This is a genomic window from Streptomyces sp. NPDC007808 (assembly GCF_042868655.1).
Classification (GTDB): Bacteria; Actinomycetota; Actinomycetes; order Streptomycetales; family Streptomycetaceae; genus Streptomyces.
Map to the genome: position 1 here is coordinate 858,338 of NZ_JBIAEQ010000001.1, position 24,985 is coordinate 883,322.

Here is a 24,985-nt window from a genome sequence, read left to right on the forward strand (position 1 = left end):
GTTCGTGTTGTCATGACCCTTGCCGCAGAGTCATCGGATCTCTAGCGTCGAGGGTCATGTCGTATGAGTCTCATGGGATCACTCGGAGAACGACGTTAAAAGCAGCCGCCGGAGGAGCAGGAGGGCTTGCCCTGAGTGGCGGGGCGACGGAAGCAGCCATCGCTGATTCATCCGATGTATCACCCTGGACATCCGTCCTCTGGTACGGCGCCCCTGCCTCGGACTGGGAGCGCGAGGCGCTCCCCATCGGCAACGGCGCACTCGGCGCCACCGTCTTCGGCACCCTCGCCTGCGAACGGCTTCAGTTCAACGAGAAGACCCTCTGGACCGGCGGCCCCGGCTCCGCGCAGGGCTACGACCACGGCAACTGGCGTGCGCCCCGCCCGGACGCGGTCCGCGCGGTACAGGACGACCTCGCCGCGCGGACCTCCCTGGACCCCGAGTCCGTGGCCGCCCGGCTCGGCCAGCCGAGGATCGGCTACGGCGCCCACCAGACCTTCGGCAACCTCCGTCTCGACCTGCCCGGCGCGCCGACGACGACCCCGCCCGACTACCGCCGCGAACTCGACCTCGACAACGCCGTCGCCTCGGTCGTCTACACCCACCAAGGCGTCCGCCACCAGCGGGACTTCTTCGCCTCCGCCCCCGACGGCGTGATCGTGGGCCGGCTCGCCGCCGACCGGCCCGGCAGCGTCGCCTTCACCCTGCGGTACACCTCGCCGCGCTCCGACCACACCGCCACCGCGGACGACGGAACCCTCACCGTGCGGGGCGCCCTCGCCGACAACGGGCTGCGTTTCGAGACGCGGGTAAGGGTGCGCAGCAAGGGCGGCACCGTGACGTCCGGCGCCGACGGCACGATCACCGTGACCGGCGCGGACAGCGCATGGTTCGTGCTGGCCGCGGGCACCGACTACGCGGACACCTACCCCGACTACCGGGGCCCGGACCCCCGCACCGCCGTCGGTCGAGCCGTGCAGCGAGCGGCCGGCGAACGCTACGGGACACTGCTCGCCCGGCACGTCCGCGACCACCGCGCCCTGTTCGGCCGCGTCGCCCTCGACATCGGCCAGAAACTCCCCGCGGACGTACCCACAGACCGGCTGCTGGCCACCTACAGCGGCGGGACGAGCCCGGCCGACCGAGCCCTGGAAGCCCTCTACTTCCAGTACGGCCGCTATCTGCTCATCGCCTCCTCACGCCCCGGCTCCCTGCCCGCCAACCTCCAGGGGCTGTGGAACAACAGCACCACCCCGCCCTGGTCCGCCGACTACCACACCAACATCAACATCCAGATGAACTACTGGCCCGCGGAGGCCGCGAACCTCGCCGAGACGACCCAGCCCTACGACCGCTTCGTCGAAGCCCTGCGCGCTCCCGGCCGCCGTACGGCACAGCAGATGTTCGGCTCGCGCGGCTGGGTCGTGCACAACGAGACCAACCCCTACGGCTTCACCGGGGTGCACGACTGGGCGACCGCGTTCTGGTTCCCCGAGGCGGCCGCATGGCTCACCCAGCAGCTCTACGAGCACTACCGGTTCGGCGGTTCCACCCACTACCTGCGCACCACCGCGTACCCGGTGATGAAGGAGGCCACCGAGTTCTGGCTCGACAACCTGCGCACCGACCCGCGCGACGGAACCCTGGTGGTAACCCCCAGTTACTCGCCCGAGCACGGCGACTTCACGGCGGGCGCGGCCATGTCGCAGCAGATCGTCCACGATCTGCTCACCAACACCCTCGAAGCGGCCGGGATCCTGGGCGACTCACCCGCATTCCGCCGCCGCGTCGAGGAGACGCTGAAGAGGCTCGACCCGGGACTGCGCATCGGCTCCTGGGGACAACTCCAGGAATGGAAGGAGGACATGGACGACACCGGCGACACCCATCGCCATGTCTCCCATCTGTTCGCCCTGCACCCCGGCCGGCAGATCGAACCCGGCAGCGCGTGGGCGAAGGCCGCCGAGGTGTCCCTGAGGGCACGCGGCGACGGCGGCACCGGCTGGTCCAAGGCATGGAAGATCAACTTCTGGGCCCGGCTGCGCGACGGCGACCACGCTCACAAGATGCTCCGTGAACAACTCAGGTCCTCGACTCTTCCCAACCTCTGGGACACCCACCCGCCGTTCCAGATCGACGGCAACTTCGGAGCGACGTCCGGCATCGTGGAGATGCTCCTGCAGAGCCAGCACGACGTCATCGAGGTGCTTCCCGCCCTGCCCGCCGTCTGGCCGGCCGGCTCGGTGCGCGGCCTGCGCGCCCGCGGCGGCGCCACCCTCGACATCGAGTGGGCGGACGGCCGGGCGACCCGCATCGCCCTGACGGCGACCCGCACCCGCGAACTCACCGTACGCAGCGATCTGTTCGACAACGGCACGCTGACCTTCAAAGCCGTGTCCGGGCGGCGTCACATCTGGCAGAGACAGGACTGACGTCTCGCGGTGGTGCCGTCACGATCCCGACGGCACCACCCGCATGTCCGCCGCCCGCACGAACGCCACCCGGTGCCCGAACTGGATCTGGTAGTACTCGTCCTCGCCGACCACGACCCGGTGCGCGTCCTCGTCGAACGTCACGGCGTAGTAGTACTCGCCCGGCCGCTTGTCGCCCACCGCGTACCTCTGCCCCGCGGGCACGGTGTACGGCAGCGGCGACACCGCCTGGACGGGGACGTCGGCCGGATACGCCGCTGCCTCCGGGTAGGCGCGCCCGTACACCGGGACGGACGTGAGCCCCTCCTTGGGCGTCACCACGAGGCCCTTCGCGTCGACCGCGGTCGGGTTCTTCTGCGGGTTCCTGAACCACGCCTTCTGGCCGAGGTACCAGATCGCCGTCCAGTCGCCGTCCCGGCCCGCGACCGCGTACTGCTGACCCGTCGAGACCCGCGACGACAGGTCGTTCACCCCCGTGGACGGGGTGCTGCCCAGACCGATGTCCTTGATCAGCGGGTAGGACTCGCCCGGCCCGGAGTACAGCCGCACCGCGCTCGAACCGTGGGCCGGGCAGGGCCGGCCGGCGGTGACGCAGCCCGTGTACCCGGGCCGGTTGGTGGCGTAGTCGGGGCGGATCGTCACCAGACCGCCGTCCGGGCCCGCCGTGGGGACGAGGGGACGGCCGAGCAACTCGAAGTAGTGCCGCCAGTCCCAGTACGGGCCCGGGTCGGTGTGCATCCCGCGGACCGTCGACGCGGTCGGGCCGGGCACGGTGTCATGACCGAGGATGTGCTGCCGGTCCAGCGGGATGTCGTACTTCTCGGCGAGGTAGGTCACCAGGCGTGCCGAGGACCGGTACATCGCCTCCGTGTACCAGGCGTCCGGCTGCGCCAGGAAACCCTCGTGCTCCAGGCCGATCGACTTGGCGTTGACATACCAGTTGCCCGCGTGCCAGGCCACGTCCTTGGCCTTCACGTGCTGGGCGATGTGACCGTCCGTCGAACGCAGCGAGTACTGCCACGACACATAGGCCGGGTCCTGGACCATCTTCAGGACCCCCTCCCATGCGCCCTCCGTGTCATGGACCACGATGTACTCGATGCTCTGGGAGGCAGGGCGGTCGGCGAGGTCGTGGTTGCCGTAGTCACCGTCCCCGAACTGCTCGTAGGGCGCTGGGATCCACTCGCAGGACACCGTCGGCGGGCACTCGGTCCCGGCGGCGTCGGCGTCGCGCAGTCCGGCCCGCCGCAACTGCCCGGTGTCGGGGGCGAGGTCGGGCCGGGCGGCCAGGGCGATCCGCTGGCCCGTGTCGGTCAGGCGCTTGTGGCCGGTGCGCAGCACGTCGTAGACGTCGTTCGCGTACGCCGCCGCCGTCGCGGTGTCGTCGGCGCCGGAGAAGCGGGCCACCGCGCCGTACCAGTCCGCCGGGTCGTCGCTCAGCGGCCGGCCCAGCTCATTCTGCGCGGCGGCGAGCAGGGCGGCGCCGCCGGCCACGTTGGCGGCCGGGTCCGTACGCAGCTGCCGCGGACTCAGCCCGGTCAGCTCGGCCGCCCTCGGCAGGGTCCTGAGGCGGGCCGGGAGCCGGGAGGGCTCCGGCAGCCGTCCCTGTGGGGCCAGGGGCGGGCGGGCACTGTCGCCCCGCGGGTCCTCCGAGCCCTCGCTGTGATGCGGCGTGGCCCGCGCGAGGGCCGTGCGGGCGTCGGTGAGGTGCATCGGGCCGTAGCCGCCGGTCACGCTGGGCGCCCCGTCGTGCGCGTCCCAACGGGACTGCAGATAGGAGACGCCGAGCAGGACGCTCTCCGGCACGTGGTACCGGGTGGCGGCGGAGGAGAAGGCCGACTGCAGGCGGTCCGCCGAGGTGTCGGAGTCGGACGGGGCCGCACCCAGCAGCGGCAGCAGCAGCGCCACCGAGGCCACCGCGCGGACGGCGCCCCGGCCGTGGGTGCGCCCGACCGCTCTGCCGGGGGCGGTGACGGATCCTCGCATGGCAGCCTCCTGGGACGGTCGGTAGCGATGAGCCGTGCGGTGGCCGGGCGTGCGTCAGTGCTACCGGCTGTCCGACGATCCGTCAATCATGCCAAGAGGCCGGGGTGATCCCTCGTCAAGCGGGGTCTCCCGGGAGTTTCGCGATGGCGCCGCCCGGGCCTGCGGGGCATCAGTGGCGTACCCCGGTGGAGGGTCCGCGGGCGGGCATACGAAGGCCCGCGGTGCGCCGTTGTTTCCGGCGCACCGCGGGCCACCGTCCCCGTCAGCGAGTGCCGACCGCCGCACGCACGGCCCGGCGGGCCAGCTGGCAGTCGTCGTGCAGCCGCCGCAGCAGCAGCCGCTGTTCCTCGCCGGACGGCGCAGCACCCGGGTGGGCCTGACCCGGTGCCGCCGGGGTCGTGTCGTGCATCGAACGCTGCACGGCCGTCTCGTAGGTACGGATCTCACGGGTCAGCACGAGCATCAGGTTCACCAGGAAGGCGTCCCGCGAGGCGGGGCCCGCCGACTGGGCGATCTGACTGATCTGCCGCCGCGCGACCGGTGCGTCCCCGAGCACCGACCACAGCGTCGCCAGGTCGTAGCCCGGCAGGTACCAGCCCGCGTGCTCCCAGTCCACCAGCACTGGACCGGCTGGTGAGAGCAGGATGTTCGCAAGCAGTGCGTCGCCGTGGCAGAACTGGCCCATGCCCTGGCGGCCCGCGGTCGCCGCGATGCCGTGCAGCAGCTTCTGCAGATCGCCCATGTCCCGGTCGGTGAGCAACCCCAGCTCGTGGTACCGGGAGATCCGGGCGGCGTAGTCGAGCGGTGCGTCGAAGGTGCCCGCCGGCGGACGCCAGCTGTTGAGCCGGCAGATCGCGCCGAGCGCCGCCCTGATGTCCGCACGCGGCGGGGTCTCCAAGGGGTGCCGCTGAAGTGCCGCCACCCGTCCCGCCATCCGCTCGATGACCAGTGTGCAGTTGTCCGGATCCGCTGCGATCAGTCTCGGCACACGCACCGGAGGGCGGTGCCGGACGAACGAGCGGTATGCCGCTATCTCGTGGCGGGTCCGCTCGGCCCACACGGGGGAGTGGTCGAGTAAACACTTGGCGACGGCCGTGCTGCGCCCGGTCGTGCCGACCAGGAGTACGGACCGCCCGCTGCGGCGCAGTACCTGCACCGGGGCGAACTCCGGGCAGATCCGGTGCACCGACGCGATCGCCGTACGCAGCTGGGCGCCCTGGGGGCCGGACAAGTCGAGTCTCCCGCTGAGCGGTTGGGTGCCGAGCCCCGCGGGACGCGGCGTCCGGCCCGCACCGAGCACGGGCGTGCCCGCCGTCCGCGCGGGGGCGAGGTAGGGGCCGCCGCCCGTCGGACGGGGGTGCAGCGACCGGGGCGGGGCGGACACGGAGGACGATGCTGCGTACATGGGAGAGACAGATCCCTTCGTGTGCCTGCGACGTCAAAGCGCTGCCCGATCCGGCCGCCCAGGTGCACCCTGGGGAATGCACCAGCCGTAGCTGGAGGGCGACCGGGTCGGGGTGGCGCGTTCCTACCTGACACCCGATGCCCAGTGGCACACCATCTGGCGCACCCTGGCGAACCCTGGCGAATAGTCCCGGGGCAACTCTCACCGGGCTACTGTCAACTCAGCCGAGAACCTGGGGGCTTGACGTGAGCGGAGAACCCAACACCCGCCTGGCGGACCTGTTCGGCCTGGCCGGCTGGTCCAAGGGCGAACTCGCGAGGCTGGTCAACCGGCAGGCGGCGGCCATGGGCCACCCCCAGCTGGCGACCGACACCTCGCGGGTGCGGCGGTGGATCGACATGGGAGAGATCCCGCGCGATCCGGTGCCGAGGGTGCTGGCAGCCCTGTTCACCGAGCGTCTCGGCCGTGTCGTGACCATCGAGGACCTCGGTCTGGTCCGGCACGGGCGTACGGGGAAACGGCAGGACGCCGGGAATGTGGAGCATCCCGACGGTGTGCCGTGGGCGCCCGAACGGACCGCCGCGGTCCTCACCGAATTCACGGGAATGGACCTCATGCTCAACCGACGCGGCTTGGTGGGCGCGGGCGCCGCGCTCGCCGCGGGATCCGCACTCAGCAGCGCCATGCACGACTGGCTGCGCACCGACCCGGCCCTCAAGGCCGACGCCCCCCAGTTCGACGACCCTCTGCACGCCGACCCCGCCGGGTTCGACCGCTACGAGGCGGCCCCCATCGGGTCGCAGGAGATCGAGGAACTGGAGCGCTCGGTCGAGGTGTTCCGGGCCTGGGACGCGGCCCGCGGCGGCGGGCTGCAGCGCAAGGCAGTCGTAGGACAACTCAACGAAGTGGGCGGCATGCTCGCCTACCGTCACCCCGAACATCTCCAGCGGCGCCTGTGGGGCGTCGCCGCCAACCTCGCCGTCCTCGCGGGCTGGATGTCGCACGACGTCGGCCTGGAGCCCACGGCACAGAAGTACTTCGTCATCGCCGCCCACGCGGCCCGAGAGGGCGGCGACCGGCCCCGCGCCGGGGAGGCGCTCTCCAGAGCGGCTCGCCAGATGGTGCACCTCGGCCGGCCCGACGACGCACTCGACCTGATGAAACTGGCCCAGTCCGGCTCCGGCGACCAGTTGCTGCCGCGTACCAAGGCCATGTTCCACACCATCGAGGCCTGGGCGCAGGCGTCGATGGGCAAGGGCCAGGCCATGCGTCGCACCCTCGGCCAGGCGGAGGACCTCTTCGTCTCCGACAAGAGCGACGTGCCGTCGCCGAGCTGGATGCAGACCTTCAAGGACGAGGATCTGTACGGCATGCAGGCCCTGGCCTACCGCACGCTGGCCGAGTTCGAGCCGGGAGCGGCCGTGCACGCCCAGCACTACGCGGAGAAGGCCCTGGCCCTGCGCAACGACGGCAGGGAGCGGTCGAAGATCTTCGACCATCTGTCCATGGCGTCCGCCTGCTTCATCGCGGACGACCCCGAACAGGCGGACCGGTACGCACGGCTGGCCCTGATGTCGATGGGCGCGAACTCCTCCGGTCGTACCTGGGACCGGCTGCGCCAGATGTACCGGCTCACCGCCGAGTACTCCAGCTACCCGAAGATCCACGAACTGCGGGAGGAGATCGAGTCGGCGCTGCCCAGGGCGAGGAAGCCGGGCGGCGGCAACAGGGCACAGGCATAGGGCGCCGGCACAGGAACAGGAGCACGTACAGGAACGGATGCACGTACAGGAACGGAAGCATGTGCAGGAACGGAAGCATGTGCAGGAACAGGGGAGATGTGCGCCCCGCCCGACCGTTGTGAGTAACCGGTTCCCTTGACCACCAGGACGTTGACTGCACCCGGCCTGGTGACTACCAGGCCTAGGACGTCACCCTGGCCACGAGCACGCAGGCGTCGTCCTCGCGCTCGCTCTCACCGAACACCTCGATGATCAGCCGTACGCAGTCCTGTGCGGTGTCCGCCTCGCCGAAACGCGGGGCGAGGTCCAGGAGGCGGTTCGCGCAGTCCGCGCCGCTGTGCTCCGGCACCAGTCCGTCGGTGTGCAGCAGCAGCAGGTCGTCCACCTCAAGGGCCTCCTCGGCCTGTGCGTAGACGGCTCCCGAGACGGCGCCGAGCAGGACGCCGTCCGGTGCGCTCAGCCTGCGCCCCGTCCCGCCGCGGAACAGCAGTGGGGCGGGGTGTCCGGCCTGTGCCCAGGTCAGGGTGCGGGACGCGGGGCGGTAGCGGCAGCAGACGGCGCTGCCCAGGGCCGGCTGGACGGTGGCGTCGAGCAACTGGTTCAGCCAGGAAAGGAGTTGGCCCGGCTGGGTGCCCGCCATGGCCATGCCCCGTACGGCGCCCAGCAGGGTCGCCATGCCCGAGGTCACGGCGACACCGTGCCCTGTGAGGTCGCCCACGCTCAACAGGGTTTCCCCGTCGGCCAGTTCGAGGGCGTCGTACCAGTCGCCGCCGATCAGCGCGCTCGTCGCGGAGGGCAGGTAGCGGGCTGCCAGGTCCAGCGCCTCGGGGCCTCGATGCGGGAGCCGCAGGGAGCCGCGCCACGGCGGCAGCACGGCCTCCTGCAGCTCGACCGCGAGCCGGTGCTCGGTCTGCTCCTCGTGCCGGTGGCGCCGCAGCGAGTCACGGGTCTCGCTCACCGCGCGCCGGCATCGGCGCAGTTCGCTGACGTCCCGCAGTACGGCCCACATGGAGGCGGTACTGCCGTCAGTGTCGAGCACGGGCTCGCCCATCATGTGCACGGTCCGGACCTCGCCGTCCGGCCGCACGATGCGGAACTCCCCGTCGATGGGCTTGGCGTCGATCAGACAGCCGGTGACCATCGCCGTCAGCGTCGACCGGTCCTCGTCGAGCACCAGGGACGGCAGCTCGTCGAGGGTGAGCGGCGCGGCGTCGGGGTCCCGCCCGAGGATCTGGTAGAGCTCCCCCGACCAACTGGCCTCGTCCGTCAGCAGGTTCCACTCCGCGCTGCCGACCCGGCTGAGCAGCGAGCCGCGCCGGGCGGCGGGCGGGACGGCCGACTCCGCCGGCGGGGCCGCGGCTCGCGGGGTGGCGAGGGCGGGGCCGTCCCGCAGCTGGGCCAGGTGCTCGTCGAGGTCGTCGAGCTGGTGCAGCGCGAGGTCGTACACCGCCCGCTGCCAACGCTCCCGCGGGTCCGTGTCGTCGCTGTGCGTGTCCCTGCGTACGGCGTCGACCTCGCCCTTGAGTCGTCGCGTCTGCGATATGAGCGCGTCGACCGAGCCGCGTCCGGGCGGCTGTGCGGCGGGGCGGTCCGCAGAGAGATGGGGCGGCATGACGCACTCCGATGCGGGGACGGTACGACCAAGGCTGACGGAAGGACCGTTACGACTCTTGCACAGCCCGCGACGCCCTGTAAGGGATTTGGCAACACCCGATACGGTGGTGCGTCCGGCATATGCCAGAGTCTTCACGGAGGGTCCGCCTCGCGCCGATGCGGTATGTCGCCCAGGGCTCAAGTCGTAGGCGGCGTACGTGATTTGGCGCCCGACCGGGCCGATCGCCTCGCGCTCATTCGAGTGTTCGACGGCAGTGTGTTCTAAAAGCTTGTGGTGATCACTGCAGCCGCGCGCCGACGGAACGGTTGCACCGCCGAGGAGTGATGTACCTCACACAATTGGATGGCGCTCGGGTGTAATGCAAACGGCTTCTGCGGGCTCGTAAAAGGCACAGCGGCAAAACCGTCCGACGAACCGCAGGGGAGACGCCCATGGACATCGCCCTCGAGCAGCCCGCCCGTGCCCGTCTGATCACCGCCGAGGAGCGCGAACTCCCCGTTGCCGCCCGGCTGCGGTACGCCTCCACGGACCCGCTGGCGGTGCACATCGACTTCCCGGGCGAGGTCTCCCTCGACGGTAGCGGTGCCACCTGGACCTTCGCCCGCAGTCTGCTGGAGACGGGGTTGTGCGGGCCCGCCGGGGCGGGGGACGTGCACATCCGGCCGTGCGGACCGGGGCAGACGGCCATGGAGCTGCACTCGCCCCACGGCATGGCCCTGCTCCGGTTCGACACTCCCGCCCTCGACCGTTTCCTGCTGCGGACCTACGCCGTGGTCGCGGCCGGCGAGGAGGACCTAGGTGAGGTCGTCGAGCGCGGCCTCAGCGCGCTCTTCGACGGTGTGTGAGGCGAAGCCCGCGCCTCCTCGCCGCCGTGGCGTCAGTACCGCAGCACGCCCGCGATGCCCTGGGCGTCGCCCAGCGTGCCGTCCGGTACGAAGCGGACCTGCGCGCCGGTCTCCAGGCACTGCTCGACGATCTCGTCCACGATGTCCTCGCGGGCGTCGAGATCGCCGCTCTCGGCGGGGATCAGATGATCGCCGTCCTCGCCCCGCACGGTCGCCCGATAGTTCTCCTCGACCGCCAGCAGCCGGATCCGGCCCTCGCGGGCGCTGCGCCACACCTCGTCGACCCCGGCGGCGAACGCCTTGCGGCCGCGCGCGGATTCGAGTTCCCGCGTCACCGCGGCGGTGTCGCGCCGGTCCTGATCGGCGACCTGCGGCAGCACCGCCTGCCACACCGAGGCCGCCACGCCGTGCGCGAGCCCGCCGTGCGGGACGCGCCGTGCGTCCTTGGTGACGCTGCCGAGCTCGTCCAGCACGGCCAGCGCCTCCGGTGCCCCGGTGAGGTACAGCGGCCGTGGGTCGTCGCGCATGAGTTCGCGCAGTGCGAGGTCGGCGTCGCGCAGGAAGTGCCGGGTGTCCTCGTCGTTGAAGGTGCTCGGGATGTTGCCGATCCGCTCCTGGCGCTCGGCGTCGAAGTTCTCGATGCGTCTGGTCCGCGGGAAGCCGCCGACCCTGGCCTCCGTGACGCGGTCCGGGCTGCCGTTCCACAGCGTGACGCGGTCGGCGGAGACCGACAGCACCCAGAACGGTCGCTCGGCGGCGTGCGCGGAGACGAGGTTGCGGGTCAGGAAGGTGTCCGAGAGCACCACACGCTCGGGCACCGTGCGGGCGAGCGACCACACCTGGTGCTCACCCGGGGCGGCGAAGATCGCCAGGCCGTCCTCGGCGTACGTGAGATCGACCTCGGCCAGGGCCTGGTCGAGCTGTCGCTCGACGTCCACCCGACGCTCCCGGGTGACCGACGGATCAGCCTCCAGTTGCTTCTTGGCCTCGGCCACGACATTGCGCAGCCGGACCTGGTCCTGGGCTCGATAGGGCTCCCGGCGATGCGTCGGCGTCAGCACGGACACCGCCGGATAGGGGCGCGGGCGCCGCAGCTCGGAGAGGGTCGTGGGACTGAGTGCGTGCTCCATAACAGCACGATAGGACCGATTCACCGATCGGGCATTAGGGGCAATCCGGCACCCCCTGAACCGGCCCGCACCTACTCCCGGTCGTCCTCCGGGCCGCACGAGCTGCCATCGGCCGGCAGGGTGCCGTACAGCAGGAAGGCGTCGACCTTGCGGTGCACGCACTTGGAGGAGCCGTATCCCGTGTGACCACTGCTTCTGTTGTCCAGGACCACGGCGGAGGAGCCGAGCCGGTCCGCCGTCTGCACGGTCCAGCGGTACGGCGTCGCCGGGTCGCCGCGGGTTCCGACGAGGAGCATCTTCGGCGTGTCCACGTCCTTGACCTCGTCACGGATGAAGTCCGTGCCCCTGGGGCGGCCGTAGCACATCAGCACCCCGGTCAGCCGGTACGGGCCGAAGACCGGTGACGCCGCCTCGTACTCGGCGCGCAGCCGGTCCAGATTGCGGATGATCCGGTCGGCGGTGGGGCGGTCGGGATCGTCCGCGCAGTTGATCGCCATCAGCGCCGCGGGCGGGTTGTCGAGGGGGACGTCCTCCTCGTCGACCAGACTCCCGTCCGGGTCCTCGGTCTCCTCCCGGCGCCCCGGCGCGGCCCCGCCGGAGGCGAAGGACTCGATGGCGTGTGTGTCTCCGTCCTCGACCAGCGAGGCGAGGGCGCGCTCCAGGGAGGGCCACAACTCCTCGCTGTAGAGCGCCTGTCCGATGGCTCCCACGAGGTCCTGTCCGGTGAACGGCTCACCGAAGGCCGACGGCACCGGGTCCTCGTCCAGCGAGTCGACCAGCCGTACGACCTCCTTCCTGGCCTCGCGCGCGTCCGTCCCGAACGGGCAGGCGATGTCCTTCACGCACCAGTCGATGAACTCGTCCAGCGCCTGCTGCTGCCCCTTCGCGCCCGCGACCCCCTGCTCGGTGAGCGGTTCGGTCAGCGTGTCCACGCCGTCGAGCACCAACCGGCCCACCTTGTCCGGGAATTGCGCGGCGTACACCGCGCCGAGCCGCGTGCCGTAGGAGAAGCCGAGGTAGTTGAGCTTCTTGTCGCCCAGGGCCGCGCGCATCACGTCCATGTCCCGGGAGGCGTCGACCGTGCCGATGTGCCGGAGCACCGGCCCGGAGTGCCGGGCGCAGGCGTCGGCCGCCTGCTGCAACTGGTCGAGGACGTGGCGCGGATCGCGGTCGAGTTCCGTGCCGTCGTCCGGGAGGTCGACGTTCTCCTCGACGTCCCCGCAGCTGACCGGCGAGGATCGGCCGACACCGCGCGGATCGAAGGTCACGATGTCGTAGCCGTCCGTCAGCTCCATGAACTCCTTGCCGCCCGACATGAACTCGGGTACGCCGGCGCCGCCCGGCCCGCCGAAGTTCAGCAGCACCGAGCCCTGCTTCTCGCCGGTGGCCCGGTAGCGGGCGAGCGCCAGATCCAGGGTCCCCTCGCGCGGGTGGGCGTAGTCGAGGGGGACGGTGATCTTGCCGCACTGCAGATCCTCGGGCAGGCCCTCACCCGGGCACTTCGCCCAGCTGATCTTCTGCTCGTAGAAGCGGCTGAGGTCGGACTCGGCGTCGTCCCTGGCCGCAGGCAGCCCGGTGCCGAGCACGGCGAGTCCGACCGCACCGGTGACCGCGCAGCGCCGCAGCGCGGGCCGCGTTGACAGCTTGGCCAGCATCGATGCCTCCAAGGACGCCCGTCGCGGACCGGGATGCGGCGTCCTCGCTCACGATAAGCACGCTCCGGGGCGCCCTGCCTCCCGAGATGCGGGACCGCCTCGGGCGACGTACTCTGCCCGCCGCGTTCCGCTCGGATGTTTTTACCGCTAGTTCGACAACCCTGACGCTCGATGGGGTGAATGGCCGATAAGCCATAACTCGGATGGTTCGCCTGCGTTTTATCCGGTGCGGGTGAGTGCCCGCGACCATGTGTGGAAGGCAGGGACCTATGAGACGGGTTACCCGATACGGTGTGATCGCCGTCGCCGCCTCGGGCGCGATGGCCATGACGATCCCCGCGTTCGCCGACTCCGCGGCGGAGGGTGCCGCGACCGACTCGCCGGGGGTGCTCTCCGGGAACACGATCCAGCTTCCCGTGCACGCCCCGGTGAACGTCTGCGGGAACACCGTGAACGTCGTGGGGCTCCTCAACCCCGCCGCGGGCAACCGCTGCGCGAACGAGGACGGTGCCGCCAAGCAGGAGAAGCCCGCCGCGAAGGGCGGGGCCTCGGCCGAGGGAAGCGGAAAGGATTCGCCGGGGGTCGTCTCCGGGAACACGATCCAGCTGCCGGTCCACGTGCCGGTGAACGTCAGCGGCAATTCGGTCAACGTGGTCGGCGTCGGCAACCCCGCGACCGGCAACGAGTCCGTGAACACGCCGGGCGACCGCCCTCCCGCGACGACGAAGCCCGTGCCGAAGCCGTCCGTGCCCAGGGCCCACCCCCCGCGGCCGAAGGAGGTGCCGCCGGTGCACGTCCCGCACGGACCCGAGGGCAGCCTCGCCCGGACGGGAGCGGACCACACGCTCGCCGCCGCGGTGGGCGGCACGGGGCTCGTCCTGGGCGGCGCCATCCTGTACCGGCGTTTCCGCCCGCAGGCGGTGCGCTGACCCCGCGCTCCGCGCGGCACGAAGGGCCCCACCGGGCGGCGGGCGGTGGGGCCCTTCCGGTGCGCACACGCGTTCACCGGTTCCCTCTCGACGTGCCGCAACGGCTTGATCGCGCCTGACGCCGTTCCGGATGATCCGCAAGGATGCTGGGGTGCGGTCGACCATCGCGCATACGCCCCCCACCAGGAATGGAGCGCACCCATGGCCTCTCCGGCCCGCGAAGACCTCGACATCGCTCGAGCCGGCCTCGACGACTGGTCGGTGATCAAGGACTGGGCGGCGGACGAGAGCTGGAATCCCGGGCTCGCCGACGCACCGGCGTTCTTCGCGCAGGATCCCGACGGGTTCTTCATCGGCCGGATCGACGGTGAGCCCGTCTCGGCGATCTCGGTCGTGAACTACGGCACCGACTACGCCTTCCTCGGCCACTACCTGGTCCGCCCCGACATGCGCGGCCGCGGCCATGGCCTCACCACGTGGAAGACCGCGCTCGCCCACGCCGGGAACCGCACGATCGGACTGGACGGGGTCGTCGCCCAGCAGGACAACTACCGCCGCTCGGGCTTCGAACTCGCCTACCGCACCGCCCGCTTCACCGGCACCGCCCCCGCCTGCGACCTCCCGGCGGACGTCCGTGCCGTACGGCCCGAGGACGTCGCGGACATCATCGCGTACGACGCCGGCTGCACCCCGGCCGACCGTCCCCGCTTCCTCACGCAGTGGCTCGCCGGCCCCGGACGCCACGCCGTGGTCCGTCGGGCCGGCGACCGCGTCACCGGCTACGGCGTGATCCGGCCCGGCCACGACTGCCCCAGGATCGGCCCGCTCTTCGCCGACACCACCGAGGACGCGCGTGCCCTGTTCGCCGCCCTGACCTCACAGGTGGTGGGCAGGCAGGTCGCCGTCGACGTACCGCAGAACAACCCGGCGGGCGTCGCTCTCGCCGAAGAGGCCGGCTTCTCGCCCTCCTTCGAGACGGCCCGCATGTACACCGGACCGGTGCGGCCGTACGCCGAGGAGCGCGTCTTCGGCGTCACCACGCTGGAGCTCGGCTAGACCGTGTCCGCCCTCGGGGGTGGGCCTTGAGGGACGTGACGGCCCGCATCCGCGCGACCCTCACCGGTCACGGCGGGCCCGGCCCAGACACCCGGCCGTTCTGGCGAAGAGTCCGAACCTAGCCGATCCGTTCGGCCAGAGCGACGATGATCCCCGAGGGGCCGCGGAGATTGCAGAGTCGGTAGGCGTTCTCGTACCGCGCCACCTCGCCGAGGAGCTCGGCGCCATGGCGGCGCAGACGGGTGATCGTGTCGTCGATGTCGTCGACGGCGAACATGACACGGTGCAGGCCCAGAGTGTGGGGCGGAGGGTCGGGCGGTCCGGCACTGATCGCCGCGGGGTTGTGGAACTGCGTCAGCTCCAGCTTGCCGTGGCCGTCCGGGGTGCGCATCATCGCGATGGCGCTGCGGACGCCGTCGAGGCCGAGCATCCGGTCCGCCACGACCCCCTCGATCCGCGCTTCGCCCTCCAGCTCCATGCCGAGGTCGGTGAAGAAGGCGACGGCGGCCTCCAGGTCGTCGACGACGATGCCTACGTTGTCCATCCGCTGAATCGTCACGGGGGCTCCCTGTTCGTCGTGTGGTCGGGTTCGGCTACCGGTCCCCCTGGGACGGAGCCGGTGCCGTGTCCTCGACATCCGGACGTGTCGCAGCCTGACCGGCCCCGCCCGTACGGCGGTGAAAGCGCACGTGCAGCGCGCGGATCTCGTCCGTGAGCTCGGGCACCGGACCGTCCACGGTCACGGCGGGCGCGACCTCCCGCACCGGCAGCGTTCGCACCGGCGGGGCGGGCGCCCCCAACTCCGCCAGCCATCCGGCCAGTTGCTCCGACGAGGCGACGTACACGATGCGTCCGAGGCCCACCCACGCATGGGCGGCCGCGCACATCGGGCAGTGCTCGCCGGAGGTGTAGACGGTGGCGGCGGCCCGCTCCTCGGGCGTCATCCGGGCGGCGGACCAGCGGGCCAGTTCGAACTCGGGGTGGCGGGTGCGGTCGCCCGCGGCCACCCGGTTGTGGTCCTCGGCCAGCACCGCGCCGTCCGCCCCCACCAGAACGGAACCGAACGGCTCGTCCCCGGCCTCCAGCGCCTCGGCCGCGAGCTCGACGCAGCGGCGCAGATACGGCAGTTCGGCATCCTTCACGACCATGGCGTACGGGCCTCCTCGTGGCGCGATCGTCCCTGCCCCACCCTATGGCCGAGTAAAGCCGTTGCCGTGGATCCGGCCCGGTGCTGGAGTGAACCCATGGATCATGCCGCGATACTCGCCCTGTACGACCGGGACATGCGCCGAGGCGCGCAGCCGGACAGCCCGAACGCACGGGTGGAGCGGATCGGGCGCGTGGTCCGCCAGGTGTCGTCCGCAGGCGGATGGAACGGCGTGGTGTGGTCCGACCTGGACGGGGCGAACGCCGACGCGGCCATCGCCGAGCAGATCACCCACTTCACCGGCCTCGGCCGCGAGTTCGAGTGGAAGCTCTACGGGCACGATCTGCCGGTCGACCTCGGCCGACGGCTCAGGAGCGCGGGCTTCACGGCCCGGCCCGAGGAGACGCTGATGATCGGCGAGGTGGCCGCGCTGCACCTGGACGCCGCGCCGCCGGAAGGCATCCGCGTCCTCGCCGTCACCGACGCCGAGGGCGTCGGACTGGTCGCGGAGGTGCATGAGAAGGCGTTCGGCACCGACAGTTCCCGAATGCGTCACCAGTTGCTGGCGCGTATCGAGGCCGCTCCGGACACCGTGGTCGCCGTGGTGGCGCTGGCCGGGGACACGCCCGTGAGCGCGGCTCGTATGGAACTGGTGCCCGGCACCCGCTTCGCCGGGCTGTGGGGCGGGGGCACCGTCGAGGGATGGCGCAGTCGCGGCATCTACCGTGCCCTCATCGCCCACCGGGCCCGCGCCGCCATGGACCGCGGCTACCGGTATCTCCAGGTCGACGCCATGAGCACGAGCCGCCCCATACTGGAACGCCTCGGGTTCGCGCCGCTGACCACCACCACACCGTACGTGTACGTGCCGTAACCGTGCGCGGCGCGGGGTCGATCGCCCGGCCCCGGATGTCACATCCACCCTCGCCCGATCCGTCGCAGGGGCATGACGACGAACCAACCGAACCAGGACAGCCGGAGCATCCTCCTGGCGGGAGCCGGTGGCGTCCTCGGCGTCCACCTCACCCGGGCCCTGCGGGCGGCGGGCCACAGGGTCACCGGTCTCGGCCGCGGCCCGCGCAACGACATCCAGGCCGACCTGACCGACCGCGACGCGCTGCTGCGTGCCGTCGACGGCCACCGCTTCGACACGGTGATCCACGCCGCGACCGCGCTGCGCAAGCCGCCCATGCGCCACCGCGGCATGCACGCCACCAACGCGCTGCGCACCGACGGAACCGCCCACCTCATCGAGGCCGCGCGGGCCACCGGCGCCCGGCGCTTCGTGGCGGAGTCCATGGTCTTCGGGTACGGCTACGGCGACCACGGCGACCACGAGATCACCGAGGACGACACCTTCGGCCCGGGCGGCCGCGACCCGGAGCTGGAACGCCACATCGCGGCCATGCGCACCAAGGAGCGACTCACCCTCGGCACCCCGGGCCTCCAGGGCGTCGCGCTGCGCTTCGGCCTGTTCTACGGCTCGGGCGGCACCGACGCCCTCGTGCGGATGCTGCGCAGACGGCAGTTGCCCGTTCCCGCCGACCACGGCCGGGTGCTGCCCTGGATCGAACTCACCGACGCCGCGCGGGCGGTGGTCGCCGCCGTCGAACACGGTCGCCCCGGCCAGGCCTACAACATCGCGGACCGCACTCCCATGGGCTTCGGCTCCCATGTCCGCTGCGTGGCCGAGGAGTTCGGGCTGCCGAAACCGATGACCGTACCGTTGTGGCTGATGAGGCCCATGTCGTATGCGCACACGGTGATGTCGACGACGCTGCGGGTCTCCACGGCGAAGGCGGAGCGAGAACTCGGCTGGGCGCCCGTGCACGCCTCGGTCCGCGACGGCCTCGCCGCGCTGCGGGCCGTCGCGGGGCGTGTGTGAGCGGCGCTCGCGGACGGTGTCAGCGGCGCGCCTTCGCCCGGTCGAGTGCCGCCACACCCAGTGCGGCGAGGCCGATCTGGATGAGCCACTCGACCCAGTCGACGCCGTCGGTGTCGCCCACGTCGAGGCCGGCCGCGACGGCCGAACCGATCAGTGCGGCCACGATGCCGACGAGGATCGTCCACAGAACTCCGATGCGCTGACGGCCCGGAACCACCAGGCGCCCCAGCACACCGATGACGATGCCGATGACGATGGCACTGATGATGCCCGAGATCTCCATTTCGCCCCTCTTCCTCCTGTCCCCGCATCTCTTCGGGTTCCCCGAGGAGGGGCTGACAGTCGGTCCCGGCTCAACCAGTGGCCGGGGCCGGACTCGGTACACCGGCCACGGCCCACCCGGTGGCGGCCACCAGCTCGGTGGCGATCTCGATCACCGTGCGGCCGTCGGTCACCACGCGCAGCACGTCCGCCGGGGCGCGTTCGTCCAGGAGCCGTGCCTTGCGGGCGCTGCTGTGCAACTCGTGCTCCAGCTCGGAGCCGAGCTCACGACCGGTCAGCCGCTGCTCGGCCGTCGTGTCCGTGGCGGTGAGCAGGACCCGTATGAGCCGTACGTCCTGTCCCATGGCCCGGCGGAACATGGGCGCGGCCTCGTCGAGCACGCTGACGGTGTTCGTGTAGACGAGACGCCGGTACCCCAACTCGGCGTAGTTCCGCCACACGGCGGTCAGGTTCCGCTCGGTGACGGCGGCGCGGTCCGGGTCCTCGGCCGGTGCCGGATGGACGGCTCCCATGAAGTCGCCGTCGATCACGGCGTGCGCGACGTGCGCGGCCCTCAGCCGGGCCGAGACCTCCCAGCCCACCGTGGTCTTGCCGACCCCGGCCCGTCCTCCGATGAGCAGTACTTCTGCTTGATCCATAGGGGCAGGGTGCCTGATGAGGGCATGCGGGGCGAGGGGTTCCAACCGCGTGACCCATTGACGGAGGTACGCATGGAGGAGCGGGTGCTCGGTGGCGGGGCCGTCAGCGAGGTCGTGCGGGTCGGGACGACCGTGCGGCGTTCGCCCTCCCTGCGTGCGGAACACGTACGGGAGTTGCTCGCCTTCTTCGAGCCGCGGATGGGTGGGCTCCCGCGGCTCATCGGGACGGACGAGCGCGGGAGGGAGAGCGGGGGAGGGAGGTCCTCGGACACCTCGAAGGGCGGGCCGCCGTCACTCCCCGGGAAGGGGCCGCGGCTGCACCGACGTGGCGCTCGTCCGCGTCGCCCAACTCGTCCGTGCCCTGCACGACATGACCCTTGGCACTCCACTCGCGGTCCTGCGATGAGGCAGGGCGTCACCTCAAGGGGAGACTGAACCGTCCTCCATCCACGAGGTCAACCGCCCGTCCGGCTGAAGGGTGATGTGCAGACCGTCGTTCTCGCCGTACGCGGCGCGGCCCTCCGCGACCAGGGTGGTGATCCGCGCGCCGTCGGCGAGGATGTCGGCCTCGTGGTGGTCGGCCGTGAGCCTGTGGACCTCCGCCGTGGTCGCTCCGTCCGCGAGCGTCGGTGCGGCGACCAGGATGCGTACACCCACCGGCCGCGGCTTCGGCCTGGCCCCGTCGAACCGCGACGTGACCTTGCCGTTCGGGCGGAGCGTGACGTGCAGACCGTTGTTCTGGGCGTACGCGGGTCCGCCGTGCGCGTGCAGGATCCCGCACCGCGAGCCGTCGGCCCATATCTCCGCCTCATGGTGGTTCTTGCCGCTCCGGAAGACCTTCGCCCGGCTGACCCTGTCCGCGAGCTTCACCGTCTTCACATGGACGCGTCCGGCCCGAGGGGGACGGGCCGCTGACATGACGGTCCGAGCGGCCGCACCGGCCGCGAGGGCGGCGGCGACCGAACCGGCCAGCGCGGCGGCCACGCCGGTGACGACGAGGGCGGTGCGCAGGGTGCAGGGAAAGCGCATCGGTGAGGCGTTCCTTCGATGGGGTTCGTTCCGACGCTTTCGAAGGTAGGGACCGTCCATTACGGAACCCCGCACGTCATGTAACAGTCGCCCGGCGTATGCCTCTCGGACTCTCGGAACGAGCAAGCTTTGCGAGGTGGCCACGTCCGTGCGGGCGGCTCGGGCGTCGCCGACGGGGTCGGTGTCGTCGCGGAGAGTGAGCGTCCGGCGATGTGCTGCCAGGGGAGTCCTGGCTGGTGCCGATGTGCTGCCGCGGAAGTTCTGGCCGGTGCCGGCGCGCCGGAGCGGGGCCAGGGGCGGGGGCGCGTGAAGGCCGGCCCGCGGAAGCGGACCGGCCGGCATGCCTTGCCTTCCGAGTGCTCCTATGTCCTCGGGCTGCTCTTCGCGACCGAGGCGGCGCACATCGCCCCGAGGATCAGGGCCAGCGCTCCGATGATGATGTTGTTGACGACGACACCGGCGTCCGGGCTGTCGCCGACGATCCACGGCGCGACGATCATCCAGACCCCTATCGCGCAGAAGGCCCAGCTGAGGCCGTACATGCGCTCCGGGGCCCGGGTGAACCCGAGGGCCAGGAGGCCGATCGCGATGCCCACAATCAGGTTGTGGGTGACGAGCGGGGGCTGGCTGGTCGTGTAGTGGAGTATCCAGGGGGACACCGCACAGTACAGACCGAGCAGGAACACCGGTCCGTCCACGAGAGCCACGTCTCGACCGCCCAGCACGCGGTCGTAGCGTTCCCGCATCTCGGGTACGTCGGGGTGGGCGGTTATGTCGCCTCTGGTGGGCTGCACATTGGCCATGACTCGTCTCCTTTGACTCGCAGGCCTGACCGCGTCTGATGCGGTATGCGGTAAGCGCCGCCTAGAAGGCATTGTGCTCTTATTTCTTCTTTATGTGTAGGGATCGTCGGGTTCATGACGATCCGGGCACCGCGCCGGGTCGGGGCGGGCCGTTTGCGCGGGCCGATGCCTGACAGGCCCGTTCCTGGCCGGCGGTGCCGGGTGTGATCGTCGAAACCGGCCCCGGTGCCCCCTCCCGCCCCCCGGCGGACCGAGGGTGAGGGGCCGGGGTGCATGGCGGGTGTGGGTCCGCGGGGCCCGGCGGCGGGCCGGGCCCAAGGGGCGCCCGCCGCGCCTGCCGAGCGTCCTGCGCGGCCCAAGTCGCCTACGCCGCTGGCCGGTTGACTGGTCTACACCCTTGACTGGTACAGACCAAAGCGGTTGAGTGTGTCCCACACCCCCCACCACGGCCGCCCCCACGCCGTGGCCGACCTGGTCGGCGCGAGCGCGCAAGGCTCTGCCCACCCCTGCCCTGGTACGGGTGCGGCCGTGCTCCGCAGAGGAGTTGGTCCCTTGTCGAGGCACCGCACAGCCGCAGTCCTGTCCTCACTCGCCCTCGCGAGCGCCGCGCTGGTGCTCCAGTCGGCCCCGAGCTCGTCCGCCGCCGGCTTCGTCGTCAGCGAAGCGCAGTTCAACCAGATGTTCCCGAACCGGAATCCGTTCTACACGTACAGCGGCCTCACCGCCGCCCTCAGCGCCTACCCCGCCTTCGCCGACACCGGCAGCGACACGGTGAAGAAGCAGGAGGCGGCGGCGTTCCTCGCCAACGTCAACCACGAGACCGGCGGCCTGGTTCACATAGTCGAGCAGAACCAGGCCAACTACCCGCACTACTGCGACCGGAGCCGGCCCTACGGCTGCCCGGCCGGGCAGGCCGCCTACTACGGTCGCGGTCCGATCCAGCTCAGCTGGAACTTCAACTACAAGGCCGCGGGCGACGCTTTGGGCATCGACCTGCTGAACAACCCCTGGCGGGTGCAGAACGAGTCGGCCGTCGCCTGGAAGACCGGCCTGTGGTACTGGAACACCCAGACCGGCCCCGGCACCATGACCCCCCACAACGCCATGGTCCGCCAGGCCGGGTTCGGCCAGACCATCCGCAGCATCAACGGCGCCCTGGAGTGCGACGGCAAGAACCCGGCGCAGGTGCAGAGCCGTGTCGACGCCTACCAGCGCTTCACACGGATCCTGGGCGTCACTCCTGGCGGCAACCTGTACTGCTGACGCCGCGCCCACCCCGGCAAAGGCCCGACGCCACAGCGGGCCGGGCTGGTCCTACGCCTGCTCCACCGCGACCCGCAAAGGCGCGCGGAAGGACAGCAGGCCCAGCATCGGTGTGCCCGCGGCCTCCGGCCCCGGCTGTATCCGCGGCAGGCGGCGGGCCGCGACCCGGAGCGCCACCGCCGCCTCCGTCCGCGCCAGCGAAGCGCCCGGGCAACGGTGCCGACCCACGCCGAACGACAGGTGCTGGCGTACGTTGGCCCGCTGCGGGCACAGGCGCTCCGGGGAGGCGAACACGTCCGGGTCCGAGCCGCTGCCCATCAGCATCAGGAGCAGCTGCGCGCCCGCCGGCAGGTCCACCCCGCCCAGCTCCACCGGGCGCGCGGCGACTCTTCGCCACGTGGTCACCGGAGGCTCCCGCCGCAGGACCTCCTCCACCCATGCCTCGGCCAGGCCCTCGTCCCGCGAGACACGCGACCACAGGCCGGGCTCGGCCAGTGCCCGGCTGAGGACGGTGGCGATGAGCTGGCCGGTCGTGGACTGCCCGGCGATGAAGACGAAGAAGCACACGCCCACCGCGGTGGGCACATCGAGTGGCCTGCCGTCGGGCAGGCGGTGCTCGGCCAGGGCGCCGAGGAAGGAGTCGCGCGAGGCGGTGCCGCCGGTCACCGTCCGGGTCAGCCATTGGTGGAACTCGCCCACCAGTTCTGCCAGCTCCAGCTGACGCGACGGCGTGGGCCGGCCCCAGAAGAGCTCCAGCGAGGCGTCGCTCCAGCGGATCAGGGTGGCGGGGGAGACGCCGTCGATGCCCAGCAGCTCCATCAGCACCCGGCAGGGCAGGACCTGGGCGAAGGACGGGAAGAGGTCGTGGCCGCCCTCGGTGTCGATCCGCTGTGCCGCGGAGGTCAGCAACTCGTCGGCGATGCGCTCGATGACCGGTACGGCGGCGGCGACCCGCCGGGCGTTGAAGAACCGGGTGACCAGCCGGCGCAGTCCGGGATGGCTGGGAGTGCCGTTGTCGGCCAGCGCCGGTGGCATCCTGAAGCCCGCACGGGCGAGCACCCGCAGCACGCCGACCGGCAGCGGAGTCACGGCGTGCTGGGCGTTGTCCGGATGGAAGGCGTCCGGGTCGAGCAGGACCCGGCGGATGTCCTCGTACCGGCTGATCAACCACAGTCCGGTACCGGGATCGTGATGGACCGGTGCCTCGGCCCGCAGTGCGGCCAGCCAGGGGTACGGGTCACGCACGAAGCCGTCGCCGAACAGGTCGAGCAGCCCGAGCGGATCGCCCGCGGATGCCCTCTGAGCTGGGGAAGTCACGCGCCGGACGCTAACACGTGACCCTTCGGCTACCTCCGGTAAGTGCGCGGCATCACGCGCGGGCCCCTGGCCGCTGCACCGCACCGCCCGGGCGCGGCCCTCTTCCCCGCGCCGTGTGCCAGACTCCGCCGATGACCACCGAAACGATCACCGCGGACGCCGCGGGCACCTGGAACCTGGGCGACCTCTCCGTCAGCCGCGTCGGCCTCGGCGCGATGCGGCTGACGGGCAGTGCAGCCTTCCACCACGGCACTCCGAGCGACCGGGAGCGCTCGACGGCCGTGCTGCGCAAGGCGATCGAGCTCGGCATCAACCACATCGACACGGCGGCCTTCTACTTCTCCGCCCTCCGTTCCGCCAACGAACTCATCAACAGCGCGCTGGCGCCTTACCCGGACGACCTGGTCATCGCCACGAAGGTCGGCCCCTACCGCGACTACTCGGGCGAGTGGGGCACCTCGGCCCGGCCCGACGAACTGCGCGGACACGTCGAGGAGAACCTGCGCCAGCTCGGCCGCGACCACCTCGACGTCGTCTACCTGCGCCGCATGCGCCAGGACTCGATCGCCGAGCACTTCGGCGCGCTCGCCGAACTCCGCCAGGCCGGCCTGATCCGGCACCTCGGGATCTCCGCCGTGGCACCCCGGCATCTCGCGGAGGCACAGGCCATCGCTCCCGTGGTCTGCGTACAGAACCGGTACGCCGTCGACCGCCCCGACCCCGTGGACGACGAGGTCCTGCGTGTCTGCGCGGAGCAGGGCATCGCATTCGTCCCCTTCTACGCCGTGGCCGGCGCGGTCGGCGCGGAGGGCGCGACCACCGCGCACGACGAGGAGGTCCTCGCAGTCGCGCGGGCGCACGGAGCGAGCCCCACCCAGGTGCGGATCGCCTGGACGCTGCACCAGGGGCCGCACGTCCTCGCCATACCCGGCACCGGCAACGCCGGTCACCTGGTCGAGAACGTGGCCGCGGGTGCTCTCCGCCTCACCGGCGAGGAGCTGTCCCGGCTCGACGCGGCACGTCGGCGCGCCGGCTGAGGGGAGGGCTCGGAGCCTCGACCATCGACGGGCGGGGAGCCGTTCGGAGATCGCCGGCCTCGCTCCACGCCCAGCGGACGCGAAGGCGGGAGCGAGCCCGGCGGCGTTCAGGACTCCGGCAGGTTCACCGAGAACACCGGTCCCTCCGCGTCCGGATCCTCCGACCCGTTGTAGCTCACGGTCCCGCCCTCGTCGCCGACGTCGAGGAGCAGGAACCCCGTGCGGGACTGACCCGGCTCGTACGTCGTGTCGAGTCGGCGCCCGTCGCCGGCACCGTCCGGCGTCGAGGCGGCCTGAGCGGCCGTGTCGGTGCCCTCCCATTCCATCCGGCCGTACGTCCTGATCTCCGCAGGAGCGTCGCCGATGTTCTTGAGCTTCAAAGTCAGCTTGACGTACTGACCGTTCTCCGGCTCCTTCGGCGTGCCGGCCTCCTCCGCCGTCAGGTACCGCGCGTCGACGACCTCGACGGACATCTTCGACGTGACCTTGTACGTCGTGCCGTCCTCGTCCATCACGCCGGTCGCGAACTCGCCCGTCTCCCCGACCTCCAGGACGGGGCCACGGCGCGGCGAGGACGCCGACCCGGAGGGCTCGACGGTCGCCCTTCCCGGCGCTTCGGCCGTCGTCTCCCGCTGCGAGGCCGACCCCCCGGAGTCGCTCTGCGACGAACACCCCGCCAGCAGAACGGCGGACATGGCGACGGCCGGCACGACGGCACGGCGAACACAGGCGCGCATGGCGCAATCCCCCCCATGACTCGGTGACCCTCCCCGGTCACCTGGAGGAGCA

General features: G+C 71.5%; 22 protein-coding genes. 9 read left to right on the top strand and 13 right to left on the bottom strand.

The window, feature by feature from the left end:
* The first annotated feature begins 56 nt into the window (after positions 1-56).
* Positions 57-2,432, top strand: a complete 2,376-nt coding sequence (locus ACFYNL_RS03795; RefSeq protein ID WP_388795872.1) for a glycoside hydrolase N-terminal domain-containing protein — start codon at positions 57-59, stop codon at positions 2,430-2,432.
* An 18-nt stretch (positions 2,433-2,450) separates the two neighbouring features.
* Here ACFYNL_RS03795 and ACFYNL_RS03800 read toward each other — a convergent pair whose 3' ends face one another.
* Positions 2,451-4,418 carry an N-acetylmuramoyl-L-alanine amidase gene (locus tag ACFYNL_RS03800; RefSeq protein WP_388795875.1) on the bottom strand — a complete coding sequence of 656 codons (1,968 nt, stop codon included), beginning with the start codon at positions 4,416-4,418 and terminating at the stop codon, positions 2,451-2,453.
* Between the two features lie 262 nt (positions 4,419-4,680).
* Entirely contained in the window at positions 4,681-5,823 is a 1,143-nt protein-coding gene (locus ACFYNL_RS03805; protein WP_388795878.1) for an aminoglycoside phosphotransferase family protein, read from the bottom strand.
* Positions 5,824-6,068: 245 nt separating this feature from the next.
* Here ACFYNL_RS03805 and ACFYNL_RS03810 point away from each other — a divergent pair, with 245 nt between their 5' ends.
* Positions 6,069-7,565: a hypothetical protein gene (locus ACFYNL_RS03810; protein ID WP_388795881.1), complete on the top strand. Its 1,497-nt coding sequence runs from the start codon at positions 6,069-6,071 to the stop codon at positions 7,563-7,565.
* Between the two features lie 181 nt (positions 7,566-7,746).
* On the opposite strand, the gene ACFYNL_RS03815 is transcribed toward ACFYNL_RS03810, so the two are convergent.
* A complete protein-coding gene (locus ACFYNL_RS03815; protein ID WP_388795884.1) occupies positions 7,747-9,177 on the bottom strand; it encodes a PP2C family protein-serine/threonine phosphatase in 1,431 nt (476 codons plus the stop codon).
* A 434-nt stretch (positions 9,178-9,611) separates the two neighbouring features.
* Between ACFYNL_RS03815 and ACFYNL_RS03820 the strand changes: the two genes are divergently transcribed.
* Positions 9,612-10,025, top strand: a complete 414-nt coding sequence (locus ACFYNL_RS03820; protein WP_388795887.1) for an SsgA family sporulation/cell division regulator — start codon at positions 9,612-9,614, stop codon at positions 10,023-10,025.
* Between the two features lie 32 nt (positions 10,026-10,057).
* Here ACFYNL_RS03820 and ACFYNL_RS03825 read toward each other — a convergent pair whose 3' ends face one another.
* Entirely contained in the window at positions 10,058-11,155 is a 1,098-nt protein-coding gene (locus ACFYNL_RS03825) for a chemotaxis protein (protein ID WP_388795889.1), read from the bottom strand.
* A 71-nt stretch (positions 11,156-11,226) separates the two neighbouring features.
* Positions 11,227-12,810, bottom strand: a complete 1,584-nt coding sequence (locus ACFYNL_RS03830; protein WP_388795892.1) for an alpha/beta hydrolase — start codon at positions 12,808-12,810, stop codon at positions 11,227-11,229.
* 269 nt (positions 12,811-13,079) lie between these two features.
* On the opposite strand from ACFYNL_RS03830, the gene ACFYNL_RS03835 reads away from it, so the two are divergent.
* Both ACFYNL_RS03835 and ACFYNL_RS03840 read left to right on the top strand, forming a co-directional pair.
* Entirely contained in the window at positions 13,080-13,739 is a 660-nt protein-coding gene (locus ACFYNL_RS03835; protein ID WP_388795895.1) for a chaplin, read from the top strand.
* A 201-nt stretch (positions 13,740-13,940) separates the two neighbouring features.
* Positions 13,941-14,795, top strand: coding sequence for a GNAT family N-acetyltransferase (locus tag ACFYNL_RS03840; protein WP_388795898.1), 855 nt, complete (start codon positions 13,941-13,943; stop codon positions 14,793-14,795).
* Positions 14,796-14,913: 118 nt separating this feature from the next.
* Here ACFYNL_RS03840 and ACFYNL_RS03845 read toward each other — a convergent pair whose 3' ends face one another.
* A complete protein-coding gene (locus tag ACFYNL_RS03845) occupies positions 14,914-15,339 on the bottom strand; it encodes a VOC family protein (RefSeq protein WP_388795900.1) in 426 nt (141 codons plus the stop codon).
* Between the two features lie 49 nt (positions 15,340-15,388).
* Positions 15,389-15,943 (bottom strand): nucleoside deaminase, encoded by a 555-nt coding sequence (locus ACFYNL_RS03850; RefSeq protein WP_388795903.1) that lies wholly within the window; start codon positions 15,941-15,943, stop codon positions 15,389-15,391.
* Between the two features lie 96 nt (positions 15,944-16,039).
* Between ACFYNL_RS03850 and ACFYNL_RS03855 the strand changes: the two genes are divergently transcribed.
* A complete protein-coding gene (locus tag ACFYNL_RS03855) occupies positions 16,040-16,816 on the top strand; it encodes a GNAT family N-acetyltransferase (protein WP_388795906.1) in 777 nt (258 codons plus the stop codon).
* Positions 16,817-16,888: 72 nt separating this feature from the next.
* A complete protein-coding gene (locus tag ACFYNL_RS03860; protein ID WP_388795909.1) occupies positions 16,889-17,827 on the top strand; it encodes an NAD-dependent epimerase/dehydratase family protein in 939 nt (312 codons plus the stop codon).
* A gap of 19 nt (positions 17,828-17,846) precedes the next feature.
* On the opposite strand, the gene ACFYNL_RS03865 is transcribed toward ACFYNL_RS03860, so the two are convergent.
* The 4 genes from ACFYNL_RS03865 to ACFYNL_RS03880 form a co-directional block, all read right to left on the bottom strand.
* Positions 17,847-18,110 carry a GlsB/YeaQ/YmgE family stress response membrane protein gene (locus ACFYNL_RS03865; protein ID WP_388795912.1) on the bottom strand — a complete coding sequence of 88 codons (264 nt, stop codon included), beginning with the start codon at positions 18,108-18,110 and terminating at the stop codon, positions 17,847-17,849.
* Positions 18,111-18,180: 70 nt separating this feature from the next.
* Positions 18,181-18,747 carry an AAA family ATPase gene (locus tag ACFYNL_RS03870; protein WP_388795915.1) on the bottom strand — a complete coding sequence of 189 codons (567 nt, stop codon included), beginning with the start codon at positions 18,745-18,747 and terminating at the stop codon, positions 18,181-18,183.
* A 420-nt stretch (positions 18,748-19,167) separates the two neighbouring features.
* Positions 19,168-19,776, bottom strand: coding sequence for a hypothetical protein (locus tag ACFYNL_RS03875; protein WP_388795917.1), 609 nt, complete (start codon positions 19,774-19,776; stop codon positions 19,168-19,170).
* Positions 19,777-20,138: 362 nt separating this feature from the next.
* Positions 20,139-20,579 carry an SPW repeat protein gene (locus ACFYNL_RS03880; RefSeq protein WP_388795920.1) on the bottom strand — a complete coding sequence of 147 codons (441 nt, stop codon included), beginning with the start codon at positions 20,577-20,579 and terminating at the stop codon, positions 20,139-20,141.
* Between the two features lie 552 nt (positions 20,580-21,131).
* Between ACFYNL_RS03880 and ACFYNL_RS03885 the strand changes: the two genes are divergently transcribed.
* Positions 21,132-21,842 (top strand): chitinase, encoded by a 711-nt coding sequence (locus ACFYNL_RS03885; RefSeq protein ID WP_388795922.1) that lies wholly within the window; start codon positions 21,132-21,134, stop codon positions 21,840-21,842.
* A 51-nt stretch (positions 21,843-21,893) separates the two neighbouring features.
* Here the strand turns inward: ACFYNL_RS03885 and ACFYNL_RS03890 are convergent, their stop codons facing one another.
* Complete coding sequence (locus ACFYNL_RS03890) at positions 21,894-23,159, bottom strand: cytochrome P450 (protein WP_388795925.1); 1,266 nt, start codon at positions 23,157-23,159, stop codon at positions 21,894-21,896.
* Positions 23,160-23,290: 131 nt separating this feature from the next.
* Here ACFYNL_RS03890 and ACFYNL_RS03895 point away from each other — a divergent pair, with 131 nt between their 5' ends.
* Positions 23,291-24,196: an aldo/keto reductase gene (locus ACFYNL_RS03895; protein WP_388795928.1), complete on the top strand. Its 906-nt coding sequence runs from the start codon at positions 23,291-23,293 to the stop codon at positions 24,194-24,196.
* Between the two features lie 107 nt (positions 24,197-24,303).
* Here ACFYNL_RS03895 and ACFYNL_RS03900 read toward each other — a convergent pair whose 3' ends face one another.
* Positions 24,304-24,933 (bottom strand): hypothetical protein, encoded by a 630-nt coding sequence (locus ACFYNL_RS03900; protein WP_388795931.1) that lies wholly within the window; start codon positions 24,931-24,933, stop codon positions 24,304-24,306.
* Between the last annotated feature and the right edge of the window lie 52 nt (positions 24,934-24,985).